General features: G+C 65.3%; 25 protein-coding genes. 19 read left to right on the forward strand and 6 right to left on the reverse strand.

The window, feature by feature from the left end; all coding sequences use genetic code 11:
* Positions 1 to 8 precede the first annotated feature (8 nt).
* From NX782_RS16420 to NX782_RS16440, 5 genes are all read left to right on the forward strand, one after another.
* On the forward strand, positions 9 to 635 hold the full coding sequence (locus tag NX782_RS16420) for a tRNA-uridine aminocarboxypropyltransferase (protein ID WP_258846554.1): 627 nt from the start codon (positions 9 to 11) through the stop codon (positions 633 to 635).
* Between the two features lie 110 nt (positions 636 to 745).
* The gene (locus NX782_RS16425) at positions 746 to 1957 is read left to right on the forward strand and encodes a PA0069 family radical SAM protein (protein ID WP_258846555.1); all 1212 of its coding nucleotides are present in this window, start codon (positions 746 to 748) and stop codon (positions 1955 to 1957) included.
* Between the two features lie 62 nt (positions 1958 to 2019).
* Entirely contained in the window at positions 2020 to 2610 is a 591-nt protein-coding gene (locus tag NX782_RS16430; protein WP_258846556.1) for an AAA family ATPase, read from the forward strand.
* Positions 2611 to 2658: 48 nt separating this feature from the next.
* Positions 2659 to 3225 (forward strand): RNA 2'-phosphotransferase, encoded by a 567-nt coding sequence (locus tag NX782_RS16435; RefSeq protein ID WP_258846557.1) that lies wholly within the window; start codon positions 2659 to 2661, stop codon positions 3223 to 3225.
* Between the two features lie 128 nt (positions 3226 to 3353).
* Positions 3354 to 4682, forward strand: coding sequence for a GGDEF domain-containing protein (locus tag NX782_RS16440; RefSeq protein WP_258846558.1), 1329 nt, complete (start codon positions 3354 to 3356; stop codon positions 4680 to 4682).
* Positions 4683 to 4714: 32 nt separating this feature from the next.
* Here NX782_RS16440 and NX782_RS16445 read toward each other — a convergent pair whose 3' ends face one another.
* From NX782_RS16445 to NX782_RS16455, 3 genes are read right to left on the reverse strand one after another with little or no spacing between them, the layout of a single operon-like run.
* Positions 4715 to 5251 carry an ankyrin repeat domain-containing protein gene (locus NX782_RS16445; protein ID WP_308632987.1) on the reverse strand — a complete coding sequence of 179 codons (537 nt, stop codon included), beginning with the start codon at positions 5249 to 5251 and terminating at the stop codon, positions 4715 to 4717.
* A gap of 49 nt (positions 5252 to 5300) precedes the next feature.
* Complete coding sequence (locus NX782_RS16450) at positions 5301 to 5867, reverse strand: gamma-glutamylcyclotransferase (protein WP_258846560.1); 567 nt, start codon at positions 5865 to 5867, stop codon at positions 5301 to 5303.
* Between the two features lie 10 nt (positions 5868 to 5877).
* Positions 5878 to 6780 carry a LysR family transcriptional regulator gene (locus NX782_RS16455; protein ID WP_258846561.1) on the reverse strand — a complete coding sequence of 301 codons (903 nt, stop codon included), beginning with the start codon at positions 6778 to 6780 and terminating at the stop codon, positions 5878 to 5880.
* Between the two features lie 91 nt (positions 6781 to 6871).
* Between NX782_RS16455 and NX782_RS16460 the strand changes: the two genes are divergently transcribed.
* A complete protein-coding gene (locus NX782_RS16460; protein ID WP_258846562.1) occupies positions 6872 to 7897 on the forward strand; it encodes a fumarylacetoacetate hydrolase family protein in 1026 nt (341 codons plus the stop codon).
* Positions 7894 to 8538, forward strand: coding sequence for a maleylacetoacetate isomerase (maiA, locus tag NX782_RS16465; protein ID WP_258846563.1), 645 nt, complete (start codon positions 7894 to 7896; stop codon positions 8536 to 8538). Before NX782_RS16460 ends, maiA begins: the two co-directional genes overlap by 4 nt.
* A 60-nt stretch (positions 8539 to 8598) precedes the next feature.
* On the opposite strand, the gene NX782_RS16470 is transcribed toward maiA, so the two are convergent.
* A complete protein-coding gene (locus NX782_RS16470) occupies positions 8599 to 9057 on the reverse strand; it encodes a CBS domain-containing protein (protein ID WP_258846564.1) in 459 nt (152 codons plus the stop codon).
* A 184-nt stretch (positions 9058 to 9241) separates the two neighbouring features.
* Between NX782_RS16470 and NX782_RS16475 the strand changes: the two genes are divergently transcribed.
* From NX782_RS16475 to NX782_RS16530, 12 genes are all read left to right on the forward strand, one after another.
* A complete protein-coding gene (locus tag NX782_RS16475) occupies positions 9242 to 10024 on the forward strand; it encodes a uracil-DNA glycosylase family protein (protein ID WP_258846565.1) in 783 nt (260 codons plus the stop codon).
* Between the two features lie 277 nt (positions 10025 to 10301).
* Complete coding sequence (gene iscR / locus NX782_RS16480) at positions 10302 to 10808, forward strand: Fe-S cluster assembly transcriptional regulator IscR (RefSeq protein ID WP_258846566.1); 507 nt, start codon at positions 10302 to 10304, stop codon at positions 10806 to 10808.
* On the forward strand, positions 10808 to 12064 hold the full coding sequence (locus NX782_RS16485; protein WP_258846567.1) for an IscS subfamily cysteine desulfurase: 1257 nt from the start codon (positions 10808 to 10810) through the stop codon (positions 12062 to 12064). Before iscR ends, NX782_RS16485 begins: the two co-directional genes overlap by 1 nt.
* 30 nt (positions 12065 to 12094) lie before the next feature.
* On the forward strand, positions 12095 to 12493 hold the full coding sequence (gene iscU, locus NX782_RS16490) for a Fe-S cluster assembly scaffold IscU (RefSeq protein ID WP_036168742.1): 399 nt from the start codon (positions 12095 to 12097) through the stop codon (positions 12491 to 12493).
* 107 nt (positions 12494 to 12600) lie between these two features.
* On the forward strand, positions 12601 to 12924 hold the full coding sequence (gene iscA, locus NX782_RS16495) for an iron-sulfur cluster assembly protein IscA (protein WP_258846568.1): 324 nt from the start codon (positions 12601 to 12603) through the stop codon (positions 12922 to 12924).
* A gap of 17 nt (positions 12925 to 12941) precedes the next feature.
* Positions 12942 to 13457, forward strand: a complete 516-nt coding sequence (hscB, locus tag NX782_RS16500; protein WP_258846569.1) for a Fe-S protein assembly co-chaperone HscB — start codon at positions 12942 to 12944, stop codon at positions 13455 to 13457.
* Positions 13458 to 13579: 122 nt separating this feature from the next.
* A complete protein-coding gene (gene hscA, locus NX782_RS16505; RefSeq protein WP_258846570.1) occupies positions 13580 to 15469 on the forward strand; it encodes a Fe-S protein assembly chaperone HscA in 1890 nt (629 codons plus the stop codon).
* 132 nt (positions 15470 to 15601) lie between these two features.
* The gene (gene fdx / locus NX782_RS16510; protein ID WP_036230756.1) at positions 15602 to 15940 is read left to right on the forward strand and encodes an ISC system 2Fe-2S type ferredoxin; all 339 of its coding nucleotides are present in this window, start codon (positions 15602 to 15604) and stop codon (positions 15938 to 15940) included.
* 21 nt (positions 15941 to 15961) lie between these two features.
* Complete coding sequence (gene iscX / locus NX782_RS16515; RefSeq protein ID WP_258846571.1) at positions 15962 to 16156, forward strand: Fe-S cluster assembly protein IscX; 195 nt, start codon at positions 15962 to 15964, stop codon at positions 16154 to 16156.
* Positions 16143 to 17051 carry a class I SAM-dependent methyltransferase gene (locus NX782_RS16520; protein WP_258846572.1) on the forward strand — a complete coding sequence of 303 codons (909 nt, stop codon included), beginning with the start codon at positions 16143 to 16145 and terminating at the stop codon, positions 17049 to 17051. Before iscX ends, NX782_RS16520 begins: the two co-directional genes overlap by 14 nt.
* A gap of 10 nt (positions 17052 to 17061) precedes the next feature.
* Positions 17062 to 18102 (forward strand): low-specificity L-threonine aldolase, encoded by a 1041-nt coding sequence (gene ltaE, locus NX782_RS16525; protein WP_258846573.1) that lies wholly within the window; start codon positions 17062 to 17064, stop codon positions 18100 to 18102.
* Complete coding sequence (locus NX782_RS16530; RefSeq protein WP_258846574.1) at positions 18102 to 18803, forward strand: RNA pseudouridine synthase; 702 nt, start codon at positions 18102 to 18104, stop codon at positions 18801 to 18803. Before ltaE ends, NX782_RS16530 begins: the two co-directional genes overlap by 1 nt.
* 10 nt (positions 18804 to 18813) lie before the next feature.
* Here NX782_RS16530 and NX782_RS16535 read toward each other — a convergent pair whose 3' ends face one another.
* Both NX782_RS16535 and NX782_RS16540 read right to left on the reverse strand, forming a co-directional pair.
* The gene (locus tag NX782_RS16535) at positions 18814 to 19359 is read right to left on the reverse strand and encodes an RDD family protein (protein WP_258846575.1); all 546 of its coding nucleotides are present in this window, start codon (positions 19357 to 19359) and stop codon (positions 18814 to 18816) included.
* A 16-nt stretch (positions 19360 to 19375) separates the two neighbouring features.
* Entirely contained in the window at positions 19376 to 20155 is a 780-nt protein-coding gene (locus tag NX782_RS16540) for a DUF3106 domain-containing protein (protein WP_258846576.1), read from the reverse strand.
* Positions 20156 to 20157 lie beyond the last annotated feature (2 nt).

Below are 20157 nucleotides of genomic sequence, written 5' to 3' on the forward strand. Positions count from 1 at the left end.
CCGCGTCAATGACTTCTTCCACCCCTCAGCCGCGCCGCGCTACCTGCGGCGCCTGCCTGCGCGCGCAAAGCGCCTGTATCTGCCGTTTCGTCACGCCTCTCGACAGCCATGTCGAACTATTGGTGCTGCAGCATCCGCTCGAGGTGCGCAACGCCAAGAACAGCGCGCGCCTGCTGCATTTGTCGCTGCCGTCGAGCCGTCTGCTGGTCGGCGAAAGCTTCGCTCCCGAAGTCCTGGACGCGACCCTGCATGACGGCGGGCGCACGCCCTTGCTGCTGTATCCGCAGCTGGCAGGCGAGGCGGCACTGGGGCTGCCGGCGCCGCCATCGCTGGAGCCTCGCCTGTTGCAGCAGCCTGAGCGCTTGCGCCTGGTGCTGCTGGACGCCACCTGGCGCAAGAGCCGCAAGATGCTCTACCTTAATTCCTTGCTGCAAGGCCTGCCGCGCCTCGCCCTGCAGGACCTGCCGCCCTCGAATTACCGGATTCGCAAGGCCCATGCGCCGGACCAGTTGTCTTCGCTGGAAGCGGCCGCATATGCATTGTCGCAACTCGAAAACCGTCCCACCCACTACCAAACGTTGTTCGATGGCTTCGACGCGTTTGTGGAACAACAATCCCAGCTATTTCGCGCTTGAACCCACTGTAAAGCGGGTGTACGATACTGTATATCCATACAGTACTCGGGAGCGCCATAGTGAATCGCCAACAAGCTTGGGCAGAAGACGTGGAATTGCAAGGACAGGTCATGATCCCTCCACGGCCGCTGACGCCGCACAAGGGACGCGGAGCCGTGTCCAATCTCCAGGGCCGTTACGAGGTCCACCGCCGCGAAGGTTTCGACGACGGCTGGACGGTCCCGGGACTGAAGGAAGAGGGCAAGCCTGCGCCCAAGACCATTGTCACGGATGAGTTCGCCAAAACCATCCTCAGCCGCAATGCCTCGCCGGACATTCCATTCAATGTCTCGATCAACCCCTACCGTGGCTGCGAGCACGGCTGCATCTATTGCTTCGCCCGTCCTTCGCACAGCTATCTCGGTCTGTCGCCGGGCCTGGATTTCGAAAGCCGTCTGTTCGCCAAGGTGAATGCGGCGGACCTGCTGCGCCGCGAACTGGCCAAGCCCGGCTACGTGCCCGAAAGCATCGCCATCGGCGTCAACACCGACGCCTATCAACCCTGCGAACGCGAGCGCGGCATTACCCGCGAGATCCTGCAGGTGCTGGGCGAGTGCAATCACCCGTATGGCCTGATCACCAAGTCGGCGCTGATCGAGCGCGACATCGACCTGATCGCGCCGATGGCAGAGAAGGGCCTGGCCACCGCCGCGATCACGCTGACAACGCTGGACGGCGAGATCGCGCGCACCCTCGAGCCGCGCGCAGCCGCGCCGGCACGCCGCCTGCGCGCGATCCGCACCCTCACCGAAGCCGGCATCCCGGTCAGCGTGAGCGTGGCGCCGATCATTCCCTTCATCACCGAACCGGAAATTGAGCGCATCCTCGAGGCCGCCAAGGATGCCGGCGCGGTCGGCGCCCATTACACGGTGCTGCGCATGCCGTGGGAGGTCAACCCCTTGTTCCATCAATGGTTGTACGCTCATTTTCCAGACCGTGCACAACGCGTGCTGAACCGCATGAAGGACATGCATGCCGGCAAGGAGTACGACAGCGACTTCAGCAAGCGCATGAGCGGCGAAGGCGTGTGGGCCGACCTGATCCGCCAGCGGTTCACGAAGGCGGTCAAGCGCCTGGGGCTGGACGGCTTCAATGGCCGCTTCAGCAAGATGGATGGTGCCCAGTTCCGCCGCCCGCTGGTGGTGCCATCGGCGGCGGCCTGCCAGCGCCGCGACGAGGACGTCACCCAGCTCGACCTGTTCGGTGGAATGCCGGCCGGCGAGGGCGGTGGCAAGCCGGCCAGCCGCAAGGCCAAGGCGAGCCCGCAACTGGACTTGTTCTGATTGCGCGGCTAGGATGGCGCCTCCATCTTTCTGGATGGAATTAGCAAGCTTTTGATCACGGGATGCATATGGACGAGCTGGGCAGCGCAGCAGGGCAGGGGCAGGGACAGTCGCAGGGACAGGCGAGCGTCAAGCGGGTGGTATTCGTCGGTGCGGAATCGACCGGCAAGTCGACCTTGTGCGAGTATCTGGCGCGGCAGTACGGCAGCGTCGCGGTGCCGGAAATCGGGCGCTACATCTGGGAAGACAAGCAGGGCCAGCTGAATGCCGACGACTACGTCGACATCGCCCTGCGTCACCGCGAAGCCGAAGACGAGCAGATGCCCTACGCCAGGCGCTATCTGTTCGTCGATACGAATGCCCTGACCACGCTGCTGCTGGGCCTGGAATTCGGCCAGGTCACCGAACCGGTGCCGGCCGAGCTGCTGCGCTGTGCCGACGAGTGCCGCGAACGCTATGCCTACACCTTCGTCTGCGCCGATGACATTCCCTACGAAGAGCAGCCGGCACGCGAAGATGAAGCCTGGCGCGGACGCATCCACCAGCTGGTGCTGAAGGACCTGGAGGCGCGCGGCATTCCCTATACGCTGGTCAGCGGCAGCGTCGAGGAGCGTGCGCTGCAGGTACGGCGGGTGATCGAGGGCGTCGTTTAAGCGGGAACTGGACGCCGGCTGCGGTCGCGGCCGGCATATACTCGGGGCATGTCCCGGGATCCCGTTGTCGCCACCAGCAAACTGCTCAGCTACGTCCTGCGCCACCGCCCCGACAGCATCGGGCTGGCGCTGGACGCCCACGGCTGGGCCGGCGTCGACGAACTGCTGGCTTGCCTGGCGGCGCACGGCAAACCGGTCGAGCGCGCCTTGCTCGACCGCGTGGTCGCCAGCAACGACAAACAGCGCTTCGCCTTCAGCCCGGACGGCACCCGCATCCGCGCCAGCCAGGGCCACTCCATCGCCGTCGACCTGCAGTTGCAGGAGGCCGAGCCGCCCGCCGTGCTCTACCACGGTACCGCCAGCCGCTTTTTGAAATCCATCCTGGCGTCCGGGCTGCGGCCCGGCGCGCGCCATCACGTTCACCTGTCCGCCGATATCGATACCGCGACCCGGGTCGGCGCCCGCCATGGGTTCCCAGCGGTGCTGGCCGTCGATGCGGCACGCATGCGCACGGATGGGATCGTCTTCTATTTATCCGACAACGGGGTCTGGCTGACGGCTGAGGTCAAGCCCAAATACCTCGGCCAGATGGCATCGGCACCAGGCGAAGCCTAGATGGAGTGTTGTTGCCACGCCATGCCGGAATGCAGAATTGGTAAAAAAGTTACTGTTTTTTATACCATTCGGGGCGATATCCTTGTATGTTTGCTGTGCAACTTTTGCAAACAGACGGACTTCGCAACATGGCCAGCCACGTCCCGCTCTACAAATACCGCGCACTGCTGCTGTCGCAGAATTTCTTCATCAAGGATAACCAGGCCGAGCTGCGCCTGCACGCGCACAAGTACGACTTCGACATGGCCTTCTTCAGCGAGGTCAGCCAATTCGTGGCGGCGGTGGAGGGCGATACCGGCAACGGCCTGTTCGTGATCGACCTGGATGCGCTGCACAATATGCAGTCGGACATGCAGGACAGCCGCAAGACGCTGATGCTGGGCGAGCTGCTGGAGCGCCTGCCGCCCGGCAAGGAATACGTCTACCTGCAGAGCAGCCGCCAGGGCGGACGCTTTCTGCTGCAGCAGAAGCTGGTCGATTCCCACTGTCTGGCCTATGCCGAAAAGCCGATCGCCAACGACGTGCTGGTGGACAAGCTGTTCAATCTGTTCGTCCAGCAAAAGCGTGGCGACCTGGTGCGCCTGATGCACCTTGGCGCCGTCGACGGCCTGGACGATGCCTGCCTGCAGCGCGCGCGCATCGAGCTGATTTCGCACGACCAGGCCCAGACTCTGCACCTGCGCGTACGCGAACTGCAGCCCGACCTGGTCCTGATCGGCGATGCCGAGTTCGCCCGCATCGATTCGCTGGCGCGCGTGCTCAGGAAGAATATCGAAGCCGATCCGGTGCGCGAGATCGTGCTGCTGCAGCACAAGCCGGATGCTGCCCTGATGCAGCATGCGCTGGCCAGCGGTTTCGACGCCGTGCTGCCGGCGGGCGACCCCGACCTGCTGTGCGCCCAGCTGGTCAACCGGGCCAGCAAGATCCGCACAGCCAAGGATCTGATCGCGAAAGACCGTGCGACCGGCCTGCTCAACAAGATCGGCCTGCAGAAGAAGGTCCAGGAACTGATCCGCCAGGCCGCGCGCGAGGAGCGTCCACTGGCCTTCGGCGTGATCGACATCGACAAGTTCAAGACCATCAACGATACCTGGGGCCATTACTTCGGCGATATCGTCATCAAGCGCCTCGCCGTCTGCCTAGCGTCCCACCTGGGCGAGCGCGACCTGCTGAGCCGCTTCGGCGGTGAGGAATTCGTGATCGTGTTCTGGGATTGCACCCTGGAACAGGGCTGGAGCAAACTGGACGCGATGCGGCGCGCCTTCGGCAGCCTGCCTTTCGAAGTCCGCCCCGGCGACGTGCGCAAGTTCTCGTTCAGTGGCGGCATGGCCGCCTACCCGGCCTGCCAGACGGAAAACGCGCTCTTCCTGCGCGCCGATGGGATGCTGTACGAGGCCAAGCAGGGCGGACGCGACCGCATCTGCCCGCCGCCTGCCAGCGCTGCCGCAGCCGCTTAGTCAGCCGCTGAGTCAGCCCCTTAGTCAGCCGCTCAGCGCTCGTTCGTCACCGCCGTCAACAGTTCCATCGTATCCGCGGCTCCCATCTTGCGGGCCGCGTCCAGCATCGAGTTGCCGTCCGCGTCGACCAGGAAGGGATCGGCGCCGCGCGCCAGCAGCAGCCGGGCGATGTCGGCGCGATTGAACATGGCGGCGAACATCAGCGCCGTCTTGCCGTTCGGACCGGCAGCATCGACCCGCGCGCCGTGGTCGAGCAGCAGGGTCGCCACCGGCAGGTCGCCCTTGAAGGCGGCGCCGTGCAGCGGGGCCTGGCCGGCGTCGTTCATGATCTCGGGATCGGCGCCGTGATCGAGCAGGACTTTGGCGGCGTCGAGGTGGCCGTGGTAGCAGGCCAGCATCAAGAGGCTGTCGCCGCGTTCGTTGCGCAGATTGGGCGGCAGGCCCTGGCCCAGCAGGGTGGACAGTTCGGCCGCCTCGCCGGCGCGCGCAAAGCCGAATACCCGGCGCACGAAGGCGAGCGTGTCGTCGTCGAGTTCGGCGGCCGAGGGTGGGCGAGGGGTTTCCTGCATCGTCATCTCCTTGAATGGGTCGATGACGATTAGACCATAGACAGCGGAATCAGGCCGCAAACTCCGCCAGGTGGCGCTCGATCTCGAACACGTGCTGGTCGAACTTGCCCAGTTCGCGCAGGGCCTTGGCCAGCTCCAGCAGGTATTCGCTGTTCGGCCCGCTCGGTCCGGCGGCGCCGGCGATCTGGCGCGCGATGTCGCGTTCGCTGGCCGGGCCCAGGTAGGCCGCGTTCTCGTGGGTGGCGATATAGACCAGGCCCTCGGCCGTGCTGCCGTCTTCGAAGTGGATGTCGGTGGCGAGGCGCAGGTAGCCGTTCTTTTCGCGGTAGTCGAGGTGGGCGAATTCCTCGGGCGTGACCAGGTAGGCCATGCCGTGGCAAATGGCGCCGGCGTCCGGCACCAGGGTCACGACGCGGCCGGGCGCGGTCTCGGTGCCGCGGTGATCGTGCGAGCCTTGCCAGAAGCGCCGGCTCCAGCCGCCGATGTGGGCGGGACGGCGTTCGAGGAAGGGGAAGTCGGCCTTGAAGATCAGCGAACCGTAGCCGAACAGCCAGACGCTGGCGTGGCTGTCGAAGCGGTCCATGGCCCGGTTGATGGCGATGGTGTTATGGGACATGGGACGTATTCTACTGCGGCAAGCCCTTGCCGACGTAGTCCGACAAAAACGCCACAAAGGCTTCGGCCGCCGGCGACAGCGAGCGCTGCCCGCGCGTGTAGATGAAGAAGCGGCGCGTCAGGACCGGCTCGAGCAGCGGCCGGGTCAGCAGGCCATGGCGGTGCACCAGCGCCGAGGCGTAGGGCATGCAGACCGTGACGCCCATGCCGGCCGCCACCATCGCCAGGGCGGTGGTCATGAAGCTGACTTCGTGCTCGGGACGCAGGGTGGCGTCGCGCGGGACTTCGCCCATGTCGGCCAACAGGCGCTCGGTGAACTGGCCGCGCAGCGAGATGAAGGGATAGCCGGCCAGCTCGGCCCAGCTCAGTTGCCGTCGGCTCTCCAGCGGGTGGCCGGGCGGAATCACGGCCTCGAACGGCATGTCGAGCAGCAGGCGGGCGTCGAGTTCCGGGCTCTCGTCGCGCTCCGGCGCGATGCCGCAGTCGACCTCGCCGGACAGCACGCGTCCGGTGACGTCCTCGACCCCGCTGTCGGCCAGGCTGACCTTGATTCCGGGGTGGCGCAAACGCCACGCTGCGACCGCTTGCGGCAGCAGCGTGCAGGCCATCAGCTGGGGCGCGGCGACCCGCACGATACCCTTCCTGAGTTGCGCATGATCGGCAACGTTAGCAAGCGCACGGTCCAGATCGTCGATCATCTGGCTGAATAGGGGGTAGAGTTCCTTACCCATTTCAGTCAGTGCGATTCGGCGCGTGCTGCGATCGATCACGCGCGCGCCAAGGGTTTGTTCGAGTTCTTTGATCAAACCGGACAAAGCTGATTGTGTGACGTGCAAGAACTGGGCGGCAAGCGTAAAGTTACCGGTCTTGGCCACGGCAATGAAGGCCCGCATCTGGCGCAGGGTGGGATTCATCAGATAATCCGATAAATGAGGCGAAAAATATTGTTTGTATGATAGTCCGTTTTCATTTTTAATTGCGGCAATATTCATCGCTGAGGAAATCATGAAACTCGCCACCCTGAAAACCGGCGGCCGCGACGGCACCCTGGTCGTCGTCAGCCGCGATCTGGTCACCTGCCAGGCCGTCCCGCACATCGCTCCCACCTTGCAGGCCGCACTCGACGACTGGACCCGCGTGGCGCCGCAGCTGCTGCAGGTGTACGGACAACTGAACCAGGGCGTGGCCCAGGATGCCGTCTCCTTCCTGGAAGAAGAGTGCGCCTCGCCGCTGCCGCGCGCCTACCAGTGGGCCGACGGCTCGGCCTACATCAATCACGTCGAGCTGGTGCGCAAGGCGCGCGGCGCGCAGGTGCCGCCGTCCTTCTACACCGACCCGCTGATGTACCAGGGCGGCTCGGACTCCTTCGTCGGTCCGCGCGATCCGATCGCGGTGCTGACCGAGGAGTGGGGCGTCGACCTCGAAGCGGAAGTGGCGGTGGTGACCGGCGACGTGCCCATGGGCGCGACCCCGGAGCAGGCAGCGGCCGCCATCCGCCTGGTGATGCTGGTGAACGACGTCTCGCTGCGCAACCTGATTCCGAAGGAGCTGGAGAAGGGCTTCGGCTTCTTCCAGTCGAAGCCGGCCAGCGCCTTCTCGCCGGTGGCCGTGACCCCGGACGAGCTGGGCGATGCATGGCGCGACAGCAAACTCTGCCTGCCGCTGCAGGTGACACTGAACGACCAGCCCTTCGGCCGTCCGAACGCCGGCGACGACATGACCTTCAGCTTTGCGCAGCTGGTCGCGCACGCCGCCAGGACGCGCGAGCTGGCGGCCGGCAGCATCATCGGCTCGGGCACGGTGTCGAACAAGCAGGGCGGGCTGCACGGCTCGAGCATCGCCAACGGCGGCGTCGGCTACTGCTGCCTGGCCGAGCTGCGCATGTACGAAACGATCGAGCAGGGCGCGCCGCAAACGCCGTTCCTGCGCTACGGCGACACGGTCCGCATCGAGATGCTGGACGGCGCCGGCGCGAGCATATTCGGGGCGATCGACCAGGAGGTCGCCCACTATCATGGGAGGAAGCAATGAAGCTCTATACGTATTTTCGCAGCTCGGCAGCCTACAGGGTCCGTATCGCGCTGAACCTGAAGGGTCTGCAGTACGATGCGATTCCGGTGCACCTGCTGCGCGGCGGCGGCGAACAGTTGCAGGAGCAGTACCGCTCGATCAACCCGAGCGGCCTGGTGCCGGCCTTCCAGGATGACTACATCACGCTGACGCAGTCGATGGCGATCCTCGAATACCTCGAAGACGCCTACCCGCAAACGCCGATCATGCCGAAGGACGCGACCGAGCGCGCGCACGTGCGCGAGCTGGCCCAGATCATCGCCTGCGACATCCATCCGGTGAACAACCTGCGCGTGCTGCGCTACCTGGTGCAGGAGCTCGGCATTTCGGAAGAGAAGAAGAACGAGTGGTACCGCCACTGGCTGGTCGGCGGCCTCGAAGTGCTGGAGAAGCACCTGGCGCGCGACCCCGCCGCCGGTCCGCTGTGCCATGGCCGCACGCCGACCATCGCCGACTGCTGCCTGGTGCCGCAGGTCTTCAATGCGCAGCGCCACGGCATCGACGTGTCGGTCTACCCGAATATCGCGCGCATCAACGCCCAGTGCGTCGAGATCCCGGCCTTCATCGCGGCCCATCCCTCGAACCAGCCGGACGCGGAATAATCCCTTGTAACGCCCGATAAAACCGGCTGCGGATGGCAGCATCCGCGGCCGGTTTTTCTTTTAATGCCGGGTTTCCGAGCCGATGCCCGAGCGGTCGGGTTCGGCCGGCGACGAGACCTCTTCCAGCGCGCGGTCGACGCCGGCCGAGTGCTTGGTCGCCATGTCGCCCATCGACACGATGCCGATCACTTCCTGCGAATTCTCGTCGATCACCGGCACGCGGCGGATCTGCACGTCGCCCATCTGGCCGAGCACTTCGTCGACGGTCTGGTTCGGCGAGCAGGTGCGCACGTCGGTGCTCATCACGTCGCCGACGCGGGTGCTGTCGGGTGCCTGCCCGGCAGCGGTGGCGCGCACGGTGATGTCGCGGTCGGTGATCATGCCGACCAGCTTCTGGCCGTCGAGCACGGGGATCGCGCCCACGTTCAGCTCGTCCATCATCTGGGCGGCGCGTTGAATCGTTTCCTGCGGCGAGATGCTTTGCACGTCGCGGGTCATCACATCCTGGATCGTTTGCATGGGGTCCTCCTGCCAAGTTGGGTTGGTGGGATTGCTTGCTTGAGCGGACCCGATGATGCACCGATTCGCGAAACCCGGACGCCAGTTTGACGTGCGGAACAGCGCGCAAAAAAAGCCGGCGCGCGGCCTTGCGGACGGACGGGTCGGCTACAATCTGCCTCCCTTTCAGCTTGCCGATTTCGCCATGCCGATCATTGCCAACCCTGCCGCCATTCCCGCCCCCATCCTCGATGCCCTGAAGCTTGCCGACGCCTCCTGGCGCCCGCACCTGGAAGCCGGCCTGCGCGCCATGATGGAAGCCGACCCAAGCTACCTGCCGGCGCTGGCCGAAGACGACTACCTGCCGACCGGCGGACGCCTGTTCGCCGCCTTCGCGCTGCCGCTGGACGAGGTGCGCTACGTGCTGGTGGGCGAGGGGCCGTACCCGCGCGCGGAAAGCGCGACCGGGGTCTGTTTCATGGATGGCGCGGTGGGCGAGCTGTGGTCGGAGACGGGCCTGTCGAAGCCGGTCAACCGCGCGACCTCGCTGCGCAACTTCATGAAGATGCTGCTGGTGGCCGACGGCCAACTCAATATCGACGATACCGGCGGCGCGGCATTGGCACCGATCGCGAAGGCCGCGCGCGCCGGCAGCTTCATACAGACCCTGCCCGAGCTGCAGGACAAGCTGACCGGACAGGGCTTCCTGCTGCTGAATGCATCGCTGGTGTTCCGCAAGCACGTCGCGCCGGTGGTCGACGCCCGCGCCTGGCTGCCTTTCCAGCGCGCCGTGTTCGCGGCCCTGAGCGGGTGCGCGAAGAAGCCGACCCTGGTCCTGTGGGGCAAGATCGCCGAGCAATTAAAGAAGGTGCCGGAAACCGAAGGCCTGCCGCAGATCCACGCCGAGCATCCCTACAACCTGAGCTTCATCGGCCACGAAGGCATGCACAAGCTGTTCGGCCCGATGCAACTGCTGCACCCCAATTGACCCCGGTTTGAGGGAAGTCAGAAATCGCAACATCAAACCGGGGTCAGACACCGGTTTTTGGAAACTGCCCCGAGGAACTTGCCAAATTTCGGTGTCTGACCCCGGTTTGCGGTAGGTCAGAAATTGGGGGCGCCAAGACAAACCCGATCAAATACGCTATACTTGACTAAATCAATCAACTAATCAGGTTTTTGTTCTTGCTTATGCGAGAGATCAACTTGGGGCGTTGAAGAGAAGCAAGATTTTAACACTGTTTGGAAACCAACCCGGGGTTGTGATGCGTCTGACCACCAAAGGCCGTTTTGCTGTTACTGCGATGATCGATCTTGCCCTGCGCCAGGGTAACGGTCCCGTCACGCTGTCGGGCATCAGCCAGCGCCAGGCCATTTCGCTGTCCTACCTGGAGCAGCTGTTCGGCAAGCTGCGCCGCCACGAGATCGTCGAGTCGGTGCGCGGGCCGGGCGGCGGCTACAGCCTGGCGCGCACCGCCGACAAGGTGACCGTGGCCGACATCATCATCGCCGTCGACGAGCCGCTCGATGCGACCCAGTGCGGCGGCAAGGAAAACTGCCACGGCGCCGATGCCGCCAGCGGCACGCGCTGCATGACCCACGAGCTGTGGGCCACGCTGAACGCGAAGATGGTGGACTATCTCGATTCGGTCACCCTGCAGGACCTGGTCGAACAGCAGAAGCAGAAAGAACAGAAAGAGCAGAACGTGGTGGTCATGCACCGCCACGCTCCTTCGGAAAATACTGAAGCAAAGCATATTGGAGTGAACTGATGAACGCGCCCCTGGACAAAAAAATCGAGCAGAGCTTCCAGACTGCACCGCACTTCCCGATCTACATGGATTACTCGGCCACCACGCCGATCGATCCGCGCGTCGCCGACGCCATGATCCCGTTCCTGCGCGAGCAGTTCGGTAACCCGGCTTCGCGCAGCCACGCCTATGGCTGGAGCGCCGAAGCGGCCGTCGAGGAAGCGCGCGCCAACGTCGCCGCCCTGGTCGGCGCCGATCCGCGCGAGATCATCTGGACCTCGGGCGCGACCGAATCGAACAACCTGGCGCTGAAGGGTGCCGCCCAGTTCTACAAGAGCAAGGGCAAGCACATCATCACCGTCAAGACCGAGCACAAGGCCGTGCTGGACACCGTGCGCGAACTCGAGCGCGTCGGCTTCGAAGCGACCTACCTGGAGCCGCAGGACAACGGCCTGATCTCGATCGAGCAGCTGGAAGCGGCGATCCGCCCGGACACCATCATCGTCTCCGTCATGCTGGTGAATAACGAGATCGGCGTGGTCCAGCCGATCAAGGAAATCGGCGAACTGTGCCGCAAGAAGGGCATCATCTTCCACAGCGACGCCGCGCAAGCCACCGGCAAGGTCGAGATCAACCTGGAAGAGCTGAAGGTCGACCTGATGAGCTTCAGCGCGCACAAGACCTACGGTCCGAAGGGCATCGGCGCCCTGTACGTGCGCCGCAAGCCGCGCGTGCGCCTGGAAGCGCAGATGCACGGCGGCGGTCACGAGCGCGGCCTGCGTTCGGGCACGCTGGCACCGCACCAGATCGTCGGCATGGGCGAAGCCTTCCGCATCGCCAAGGAAGAGATGGACAGCGAACTCGCACGCATCAAGGCGCTGCGCGACCGCCTGGCCAAGGGCCTGATGGAGATCGAAGAGGTCTACATCAACGGCGACATGGAACACCGCGTGCCGCACAACCTGAACGTGTCCTTCAACTTCGTCGAGGGCGAATCGCTGATCATGGCGGTCAAGGATCTGGCGGTGTCGTCGGGTTCGGCCTGCACCTCGGCGTCGCTGGAACCGTCCTACGTGCTGCGCGCCCTGGGCCGCAGCGACGAACTGGCGCACAGCTCGATCCGCTTCACCATCGGCCGCTTCACCACCGAGGAAGACATCGACTTCGCCATCAAGCTGCTGAAAGATAAAGTCGGCAAGCTGCGCGAACTGTCGCCGCTGTGGGAAATGCACAAGGACGGCATCGACCTGAACACGATCCAGTGGGCCGCCCACTAATTAACGCATACGCATCCAAGGAGCACTGACATGGCATATTCCGACAAAGTCCTCGACCACTACGAAAACCCGCGCAACGTCGGCTCGTTCGACAAGAATTCCGACGACGTCGGCACCGGCATGGTCGGCGCCCCGGCCTGCGGCGACGTGATGAAGCTGCAGATCAAGGTGAACGAAGCCGGCGTGATCGAAGACGCGAAATTCAAGACCTACGGCTGCGGCTCGGCGATCGCTTCGAGCTCGCTGGTGACCGAATGGGTGAAGGGCAAGTCGCTGGACGAAGCGCTGTCGATCAAGAACACCCAGATCGCCGAAGAACTGGCGCTGCCGCCGGTGAAGATCCACTGCTCGATCCTGGCAGAGGACGCGATCAAGGCCGCCGTGGCCGATTACAAGCACAAGCACGCAGCCGAAGAAAAGGCCGCTTAATGTGATGCGTGGGCACGGAGTGCCCACCCTACGATCCGCAACGAGGACGTAGGGTGGGCTCGCCGAGCCCACGATGCATTTAACGAATCAAGCTGGAGAATCACGAAATGGCAATCACCCTTACTGAAAAAGCCGCGCGTCACATCACCCGTTACCTCGAACGCCGGGGCAAGGGTGTCGGCTTGCGTTTCGGTGTGCGCACGACCGGCTGCTCCGGCCTGGCCTACAAGCTGGAGTACGTCGACGAGCCGGCGGGCGAGGACAATGTCTTCGAGTCGCACGGCGTGAAGGTCTTCGTCGATCCGAAGAGCCTGCCCTACATCGACGGCACCGAGCTGGACTTCGCCCGCGAAGGCCTGAACGAAGGCTTCCGCTTCAACAATCCGAACGTCAAGGACAACTGCGGCTGCGGCGAATCCTTCCGCATCTGAGGTAGAGAAGACCCGCGATGCAGAATCACTTCGAGCTGTTCCAACTGCCGGCCAGGTTCGACGTCGATATGGACGCGCTGGACGCCGCCTACCGCGAAATCCAGGGCCGCGTGCACCCGGACCGCTTCGTCAATGCCAGCGACACCGAAAAGCGCGTCGCGATGCAATGGGCGACCCGCGCCAACGAGGCCTACCAGACCCTGCGCAACCCGATGCAGCGCGCGCGCTACCTGTGCGAGCTGCACGGCGTCGACCTGCAGACCGAGTCCAACACGGCGATGCCGATGGACTTCCTGATGCAGCAGATGGAGCTGCGCGAGGCGCTCGGCGATGCGCGCGCATCCAAGGATGCCGAGGCGCTCGACGAACTCGAGGCCCAGGTCCGCAGCGAGAAGAAGAGCCGGCTGGCCCAGGTCGGCAAGCTGCTCGATCTAGGGGACTACACCCAGGCGGCGCAGGGCGTGCGCGCACTGATGTTCCTCGATAAATTCGCGGACGAGCTGCACTACGCGTTCGAAGCGCTCGAATCGTAATCGGCACGCATTGGTGGACACGGGGTGTCCACCCTACCGGAAAACGCCGGCTCGTAGGGTGGGCACGCCGTGCCCACGCACACACAGTTCCAAGAAAAACAAAACGATCAGGTAACACGACCATGGCACTACTGCAGATTTCCGAACCCGGCATGTCGACCGCACCGCACCAGCACCGGCTGGCGGTGGGCATCGACCTGGGCACCACCAATTCCCTCGTCGCGACCGTCCGTTCCAGCATTCCCGAAGTGCTGAGCGACGAGGACGGCCGCGCGCTGCTGCCATCGATCGTGCGTTACCTGCCGAATGGCCACGCCAACATCGGCTACAAGGCGCAAGCCCACCGCACCACCGATCCGAAGAACACCATCGTCTCCGTCAAGCGCTTCATGGGCCGCGGCCTGAAGGACATCGCGCACGCCGAGAACCTGCCTTACGATTTCGTGGATGCTCCGGGCATGGTGCAGCTGAAAACCGTGGCCGGCGTGAAGAGCCCCGTCGAAGTCTCGGCGCAGATCCTGGCCACGCTGCGCCAGACCGCGGAAGACGCGCTCGGCGACGAACTGGTCGGCGCCGTGATCACCGTGCCGGCCTACTTCGACGATGCCCAGCGTCAGGCGACCAAGGACGCGGCCCAGCTGGCCGGCCTGAATGTGCTGCGCCTGCTGTCGGAGCCGACCGCGGCCGCCATCGCCTATGGCCTGGACCATGGCAAGGAAGGCGTCTACGCGGTCTACGACCTGGGCGGCGGCACCTTCGACATCTCGATCCTGAGGCTGTCGAAAGGCGTGTTCGAGGTGCTCTCGACCGGCGGCGATTCGGCCCTGGGCGGCGACGACTTCGACCAGCGCCTGTTCTGCCACATCACCCAGCAGGCCGGCCTCGCGCCGCTGTCGGATGAAGACACCGCGACCCTGATGGTCAAGGCGCGCCAGGCCAAGGAGCTGCTGTCGACCAACGAAGAAACCACTGTCGAGGCGATCCTGAAGTCGGGCGAAATCGTGCAGGTGACGGTGAGCGCGAAGACCTTCGCCGAGATCACCCAGCCGCTGGTCGCGAAGACCATGAATGCCGTGCGCAAGGCCATGCGCGATGCCAACGTGAGCGTGGAAGACGTCGACGGCGTGGTGATGGTGGGCGGCGCCACCCGCATGCCGAACGTGCGCCGCGCGGTGGGCGACTATTTCAAGACCATCCCGCACGCGAACATCGACCCGGACAAGGTGGTGGCGCTGGGCGCCGCGATCCAGGCGAACCTGCTGGCCGGTAACCGCGCCGCCGGCGACGACTGGCTGCTGCTGGACGTGACCCCGCTGTCGCTGGGCATCGAGACCATGGGCGGCCTGGTCGAGAAAATCATCCCGCGCAACTCGACGATTCCATGCGCGCGTGCGCAGGAGTTCACGACCTTCAAGGATGGTCAAACAGCGTTGGCCGTGCACGTCGTGCAAGGCGAGCGCGAGCTGGTGTCCGACTGTCGTTCGCTGGCGCGCTTCGAGCTGCGCGGCATCCCGCCGATGGCGGCCGGCGCGGCGCGCATCCGCGTGACTTACCAGGTCGATGCCGATGGCCTGCTGTCGGTGTCGGCGCGCGAAACCCGCTCCGGCGTCGAAGCCTCGATCACCGTCAAGCCGTCCTACGGCCTGGGCGACGACGAAGTCGCGCGCATGCTGCAGGACTCGTACAACTCGGCCCAGGTCGACATGGTCGCCCGCGCGCTGCGCGAAGAGCAGGTCGAGGCCGAGCGCATCCTGCTGGCCACCCAATCGGCGCTGGACCTGGATGCCGAGCTGCTGAGCGATGAAGAACGCGCGGCGGTGGCAAAGCTGGAGCAGGGCGTGCGCGACGCGCTGGCCCGCTCGAACGACGAGTCCGTGAACGTGGACGAGCGCCAGAACAAGCTGCACGACGCGGTGCAGGCGCTGGCCCACGGCACCGAGGAATTCGCGGCGCGACGCATGGACAAGAGCGTGCGTAAGGTATTGGCTGGTAAATCACTGGATCAGGTATAAGGCCACGAACGGCAGCACGTCATTCCCGCGAAGGCGGGAATCCAGGTTCTCCTTGAGCTGACGAAACGCCGGTAAACTTGGGTTCCCGCCTTCGCGGGAACGACGTAATTCATCATCAAACGAGGTAAAGAAGTGCCACAAATCGTCATCCTCCCCCATCCCGTCTTCTGCCCCGAAGGTGCCGTGCTCGACGGCCAGAGCGGCAAGTCGATCTGCGACACGCTGCTGGAAAACGACATCGAGATCGAGCACGCCTGCGACCGCGTGTGCGCCTGCACCACCTGCCACGTGATCGTGCGCGAAGGCTTCGACTCGCTGAACGAGCAGGAAGAGAAGGAAGAGGACATGCTGGACAAGGCCTGGGGCCTGGAGCCGAACTCGCGCCTGTCCTGCCAGGCCATCATCGCCGATGAAGACCTGGTGGTCGAGATCCCGAAATACACGATCAACCACGCCGCCGAGAATCACTGATTCTTGAGCATGGAGCGCACCATGAAATGGACCGACGTCACCGCCATCGCCGAGGCGCTGTACGAGAAGTATCCGGACGTCGATCCCACGACGGTGCGCTTCGTGGACCTGCATAACTGGGTCGTCGGGCTGGAAGGCTTCGACGACGACCGCGCCCGCGGCGGCGAACGCGTGCTCGAAGCCATACAAACGGCCTGGATAGATGAAGCTAGCTGAAAAGAAGGGCGCCGCAAAGAAGCCGGCGCCGACCGTGTACGAACTCCTTCCCGAGATCAAGCCGGGGCAGTCGATCGAACTGCTCAAGGAGCTGCACATCCTGACCCGCGAGGGCAAGCTGAACCAGGACAGCCGGCGCAAGCTGAAGCAGGTCTACCACCTGGTGCAGTTCATCGAGCCGCTGGTGGCCGACGTGCTGGCGCAGCAGGGCGCCGCTGCGCAGGGCGAGAACAAGCAGGGCGTGAGCCTGGTCGACCACGGCGCCGGCAAGTCCTATCTCGGCTTCATCCTGTACGACCTGCTGTTCAAGGGCAAACCCGCGGGTGAGGGCGGCCACATCTACGGCATCGAAACCCGCGAAGAGCTGGTGCAGAAATCGACCGAGCTGGCCGCGCGCCTCGGCTTCGAGGGCATGTCCTTCCTGAACCTGTCGGTGGCCGAGTCCACCGAGTCGAGCAAGCTGCCGGCCACCATCGACGTGGTCACTGCGCTGCACGCCTGTAACACCGCGACCGATGACGCGATCGACTTCGCGCTCAAGAAGAAGGCGAAACACATCGTGCTGGTGCCGTGCTGCCAGGCCGAAGTGGCGTCGGTGCTGCGCAAGAACAAGGGCAAGGACCTGGGCCGCAGCGCGCTGACCGAGATCTGGCGCCACCCGATCCATACCCGCGAATTCGGCAGTCAGATCACCAACGTGCTGCGCTGCCTGCAGCTGGAAGCGCACGGCTACCAGGTCACCGTGACCGAACTGGTGGGCTGGGAGCACTCGATGAAGAACGAGCTGATCGTCGCGACCTACAAGAACCTGCCGCGCAAGCGGCCCGCCGAGCGCCTGCAGCAGGTGCTGGCCGAAGTGGGCCTGGAAGAGATGGCCCAGCGCTTTTACGTTTGAAGAGAGACCCATGAGCGAGCACCCGAGCACCGAGCGCTGGATCGACCTGCGCAGCGACACCGTCACCCAACCGTCCGCCGCGATGCGTGCCGCCATGGCCGCGGCCCCCGTCGGCGACGACGTGTATGGCGACGACCCGACCGTCAACCGCCTGCAGGATTTCGCGGCCGAGCTGTTCGGCTTCGAGGCCGGCATGTTCGCACCCTCGGGCACCCAGACCAACCTGATCGCGCTGATGACCCATTGCGGCCGCGGCGACGAATACCTGGTCGGCCAGGAAGCGCACACCTACAAATACGAAGGCGGCGGTGCGGCCGTCCTCGGCAGCATCCAACCGCAGCCGATCGCCAACCAGCCGGACGGTTCGATCGCCTTGAACGACATCGCGGCCTACATCAAGCCCGACGACATGCACTTCGCGCGTACGCGCCTGCTGGCGCTCGAGAACACCATCGGCGGCCGCGTGCTGCCGCAGGATTACGTGCTCGCCGCCACCGGGCTGGCACATGACAAGGGCCTGGCGACCCACCTGGACGGCGCACGCGTCTGCAACGCCGCCGTCAAGAATGGCTTGAGCCTGCGCGCGCAGGTGGCCGGCTTCGACACCGTGTCGGTCTGCCTGTCGAAGGGCCTGGGCGCGCCGGTCGGTTCGGTGCTGCTCGGCCCCAAGGCCTTCATCGAGCAAGGTAAGCGCTGGCGCAAGATGCTGGGCGGCGGCATGCGCCAGGCCGGCGTGATCGCCGCGGCGGCCCAGTACGCGCTCGAGCACAACGTCGAGCGCCTGGCCGAGGACCACCAGAACGCCGCCGACCTGTCGAGCGGTCTGGCCCAGATCGAGCAGCTACGCGTGACCACGCCGCAGACCAACATCTTCTACGTCGAGATCCCGGCAGCGGCGGTCGCCGCCCTGCGCGAGCACCTGGCGAACCAGGGTATCCGTGCCTCGATCGGCACGCAGACCCGCCTGGTGACCCACCTCGACATCAGCCGCGACGACGTGCAGAAGACCGTCGCCGCGTTCAAGGACTTCTTCAAGGACTGGCGCGCCTGATGAGTGACGAAGGCATCCGCCTCGCCAAGCGCGTGGCCGAGTTCGCGGGGTGTTCGCGCGCCGAGGCCGAGCGTTACATCGCCGGCGGCTGGGTCAGCGTGGACGGCACCGTGGTCGACGAACCGGCGACGCGTGTGCTGCCTGCGCAGCAGGTCGCTCTTCTGCCTGGCGCCACGGCCGAGGAGCCGCAGCCGGTCACCATCCTGCTGCACAAGCCGGCCGGCCTGCACGGCAAGGCGGCGCTCGACTCGCTGCAGGCGGAGACCCTGTTTCAGACTGAGCCCGGCCAGCGCTTCCTGAAGCGCCACCTGAGCCGCCTGACGCCGGCGATGCCGCTGGAGACCCTGGCCAGCGGCCTGGTCGTGTTCAGCCAGGACTGGCGCGTGCTGCGCAAATTGGGCCAGGACAGCGACCGTATCGAGCAGGAATACGTGGCGGAGGTCAGCGGCGCCATCGTCGAGGACGGCCTGGCGCGCCTGAACGCGGGCGGCAGCCCGAAGACGCCGCTCAAGGCCAGCTGGCAGAGCGAGGCGCGGCTGCGCTTCGCCGGCAAGGGCATCGTGCCGGGCCAGATCGAAGCCCTGTGCGCAAAGGTCGGGCTGCAGGTGACAGGCCTGCGCCGCCTGCGCATCGGCCGCCTGGCCTTGAGCAGCCTGCCGGTGGGGCAGTGGCGCTATCTGCGCGACAGCGAGAAGTTCTAAGGAAGAGAAATCAGGCGCCTGCCGTTTGCGCGGCGTCGGCGGCGGGCTTGGCGGGCTTGGCCTGCTTGGGCAGCAGCACCAGGCGGGTCCCGGCCAGGCGGTCGTGCAGGAACTGGCGGTCCTTGTCGAGGAAGGCGGTCAGGCCCCAGGCGGCGATGCCCGCGGCGATCACGGCGGACACTTCGAGCTTGCCCTTCAGGCCGAAGGCCGCGCACACCAGCAGCGCCGGCAGGAACCAGCCCCAGGCCAGCACATAGCGCAGCACCGCGGTCTTGAGCGGCACGCGCGACTGCTGGTCGGCCGTGAGGCGCAGGCGCCAGGTCTTCATCGCCAGCGTGTGGCCGCTGTCGGTCCAGCACCAGACGAAGTAGGCACCGGTGACCAGGAACAGGAAGAATTTCAGGCCGTACTGGGCCAGCGCCTCATGGCTGTTGCGCGTCACCAGCAGGTAGAGCGCCACCGCCAGCATCTCGACCGCCAGCAGCAGGAAGGTCTCGTAGACCATCACGATCAGGCGGCGCTTGACGGTCGGGGTGCTGCTGGTAGTGTCGCTCATAAAATGGCTCGAAGACTCAGGCGTTGTTCGGTGTGATGCCCCAGTTGGCCGGTACCGGCTTTTCCTGTTGCGGCGGATTGGCCGGCTGGGCGGGCTGCGTGGGTTGCGGCGGCGGCGTAACGGGCGCCGGCTGCTGCGTCGACGGCACCGCCACACAGGGCGGCGTTGCGGAGACGCTGTTCTTCACGGTGCCGGCAGGGCAGGAGGTCGCACCGCCGCCGAGCGGCGCCACGGCCTTGCCGCTGGCCTGGCTCGGCACCACCGAGGCTTTCTTGCGGCCTGCCGCCGAGGCGGCCAGCTTCTTCTTCTGCTCTTCGGGCAGCTGCTGGTAACTCTGCCAGCTCGCGGTCTTCTGGTCGGGCGCGATCTTGCGCGCGCGCGCATAGGTCTCGCGCGCCAGTTCGCGCTGCTCCGGGGTGAGCTTGGCCCACTCGCGCATGCGTTCGTGCACGCGCTGCTGTTCCTCGGGTTTCAGGTTGGCGAAGCGGTTTGCCAGTTGCAGCCACTTCTGCTTGCGCACCCCATCCATCTGGTCCCACTCGGCCTGCAGCGGCTGCAGCGCCAATTTCTGGGCCGATGTCAGAGTACGCCACAGCGGCTTGTCGCCGGCCTTTTGTGCCGAGGCGCTGTCGGCCCGGCCGGCATGCGCGCTGGACGCGGCGCCGGCGGCGGCAGGCGTGCTGCTGCCCGCGCCCGGCATGGCGAAGCGGTCGTGCTGCTGGCTGAACAGCAGCACGATGCCGGCGAATGCAGCGGCGGCGCCGGCGGCAGCGACTTTACCCTTGTTTGCCGTCATCA

It is taken from the genome of Massilia norwichensis, from assembly GCF_024753245.1.
In the GTDB taxonomy this organism is placed as follows: domain Bacteria; phylum Pseudomonadota; class Gammaproteobacteria; order Burkholderiales; family Burkholderiaceae_D; genus Telluria; species Telluria norwichensis.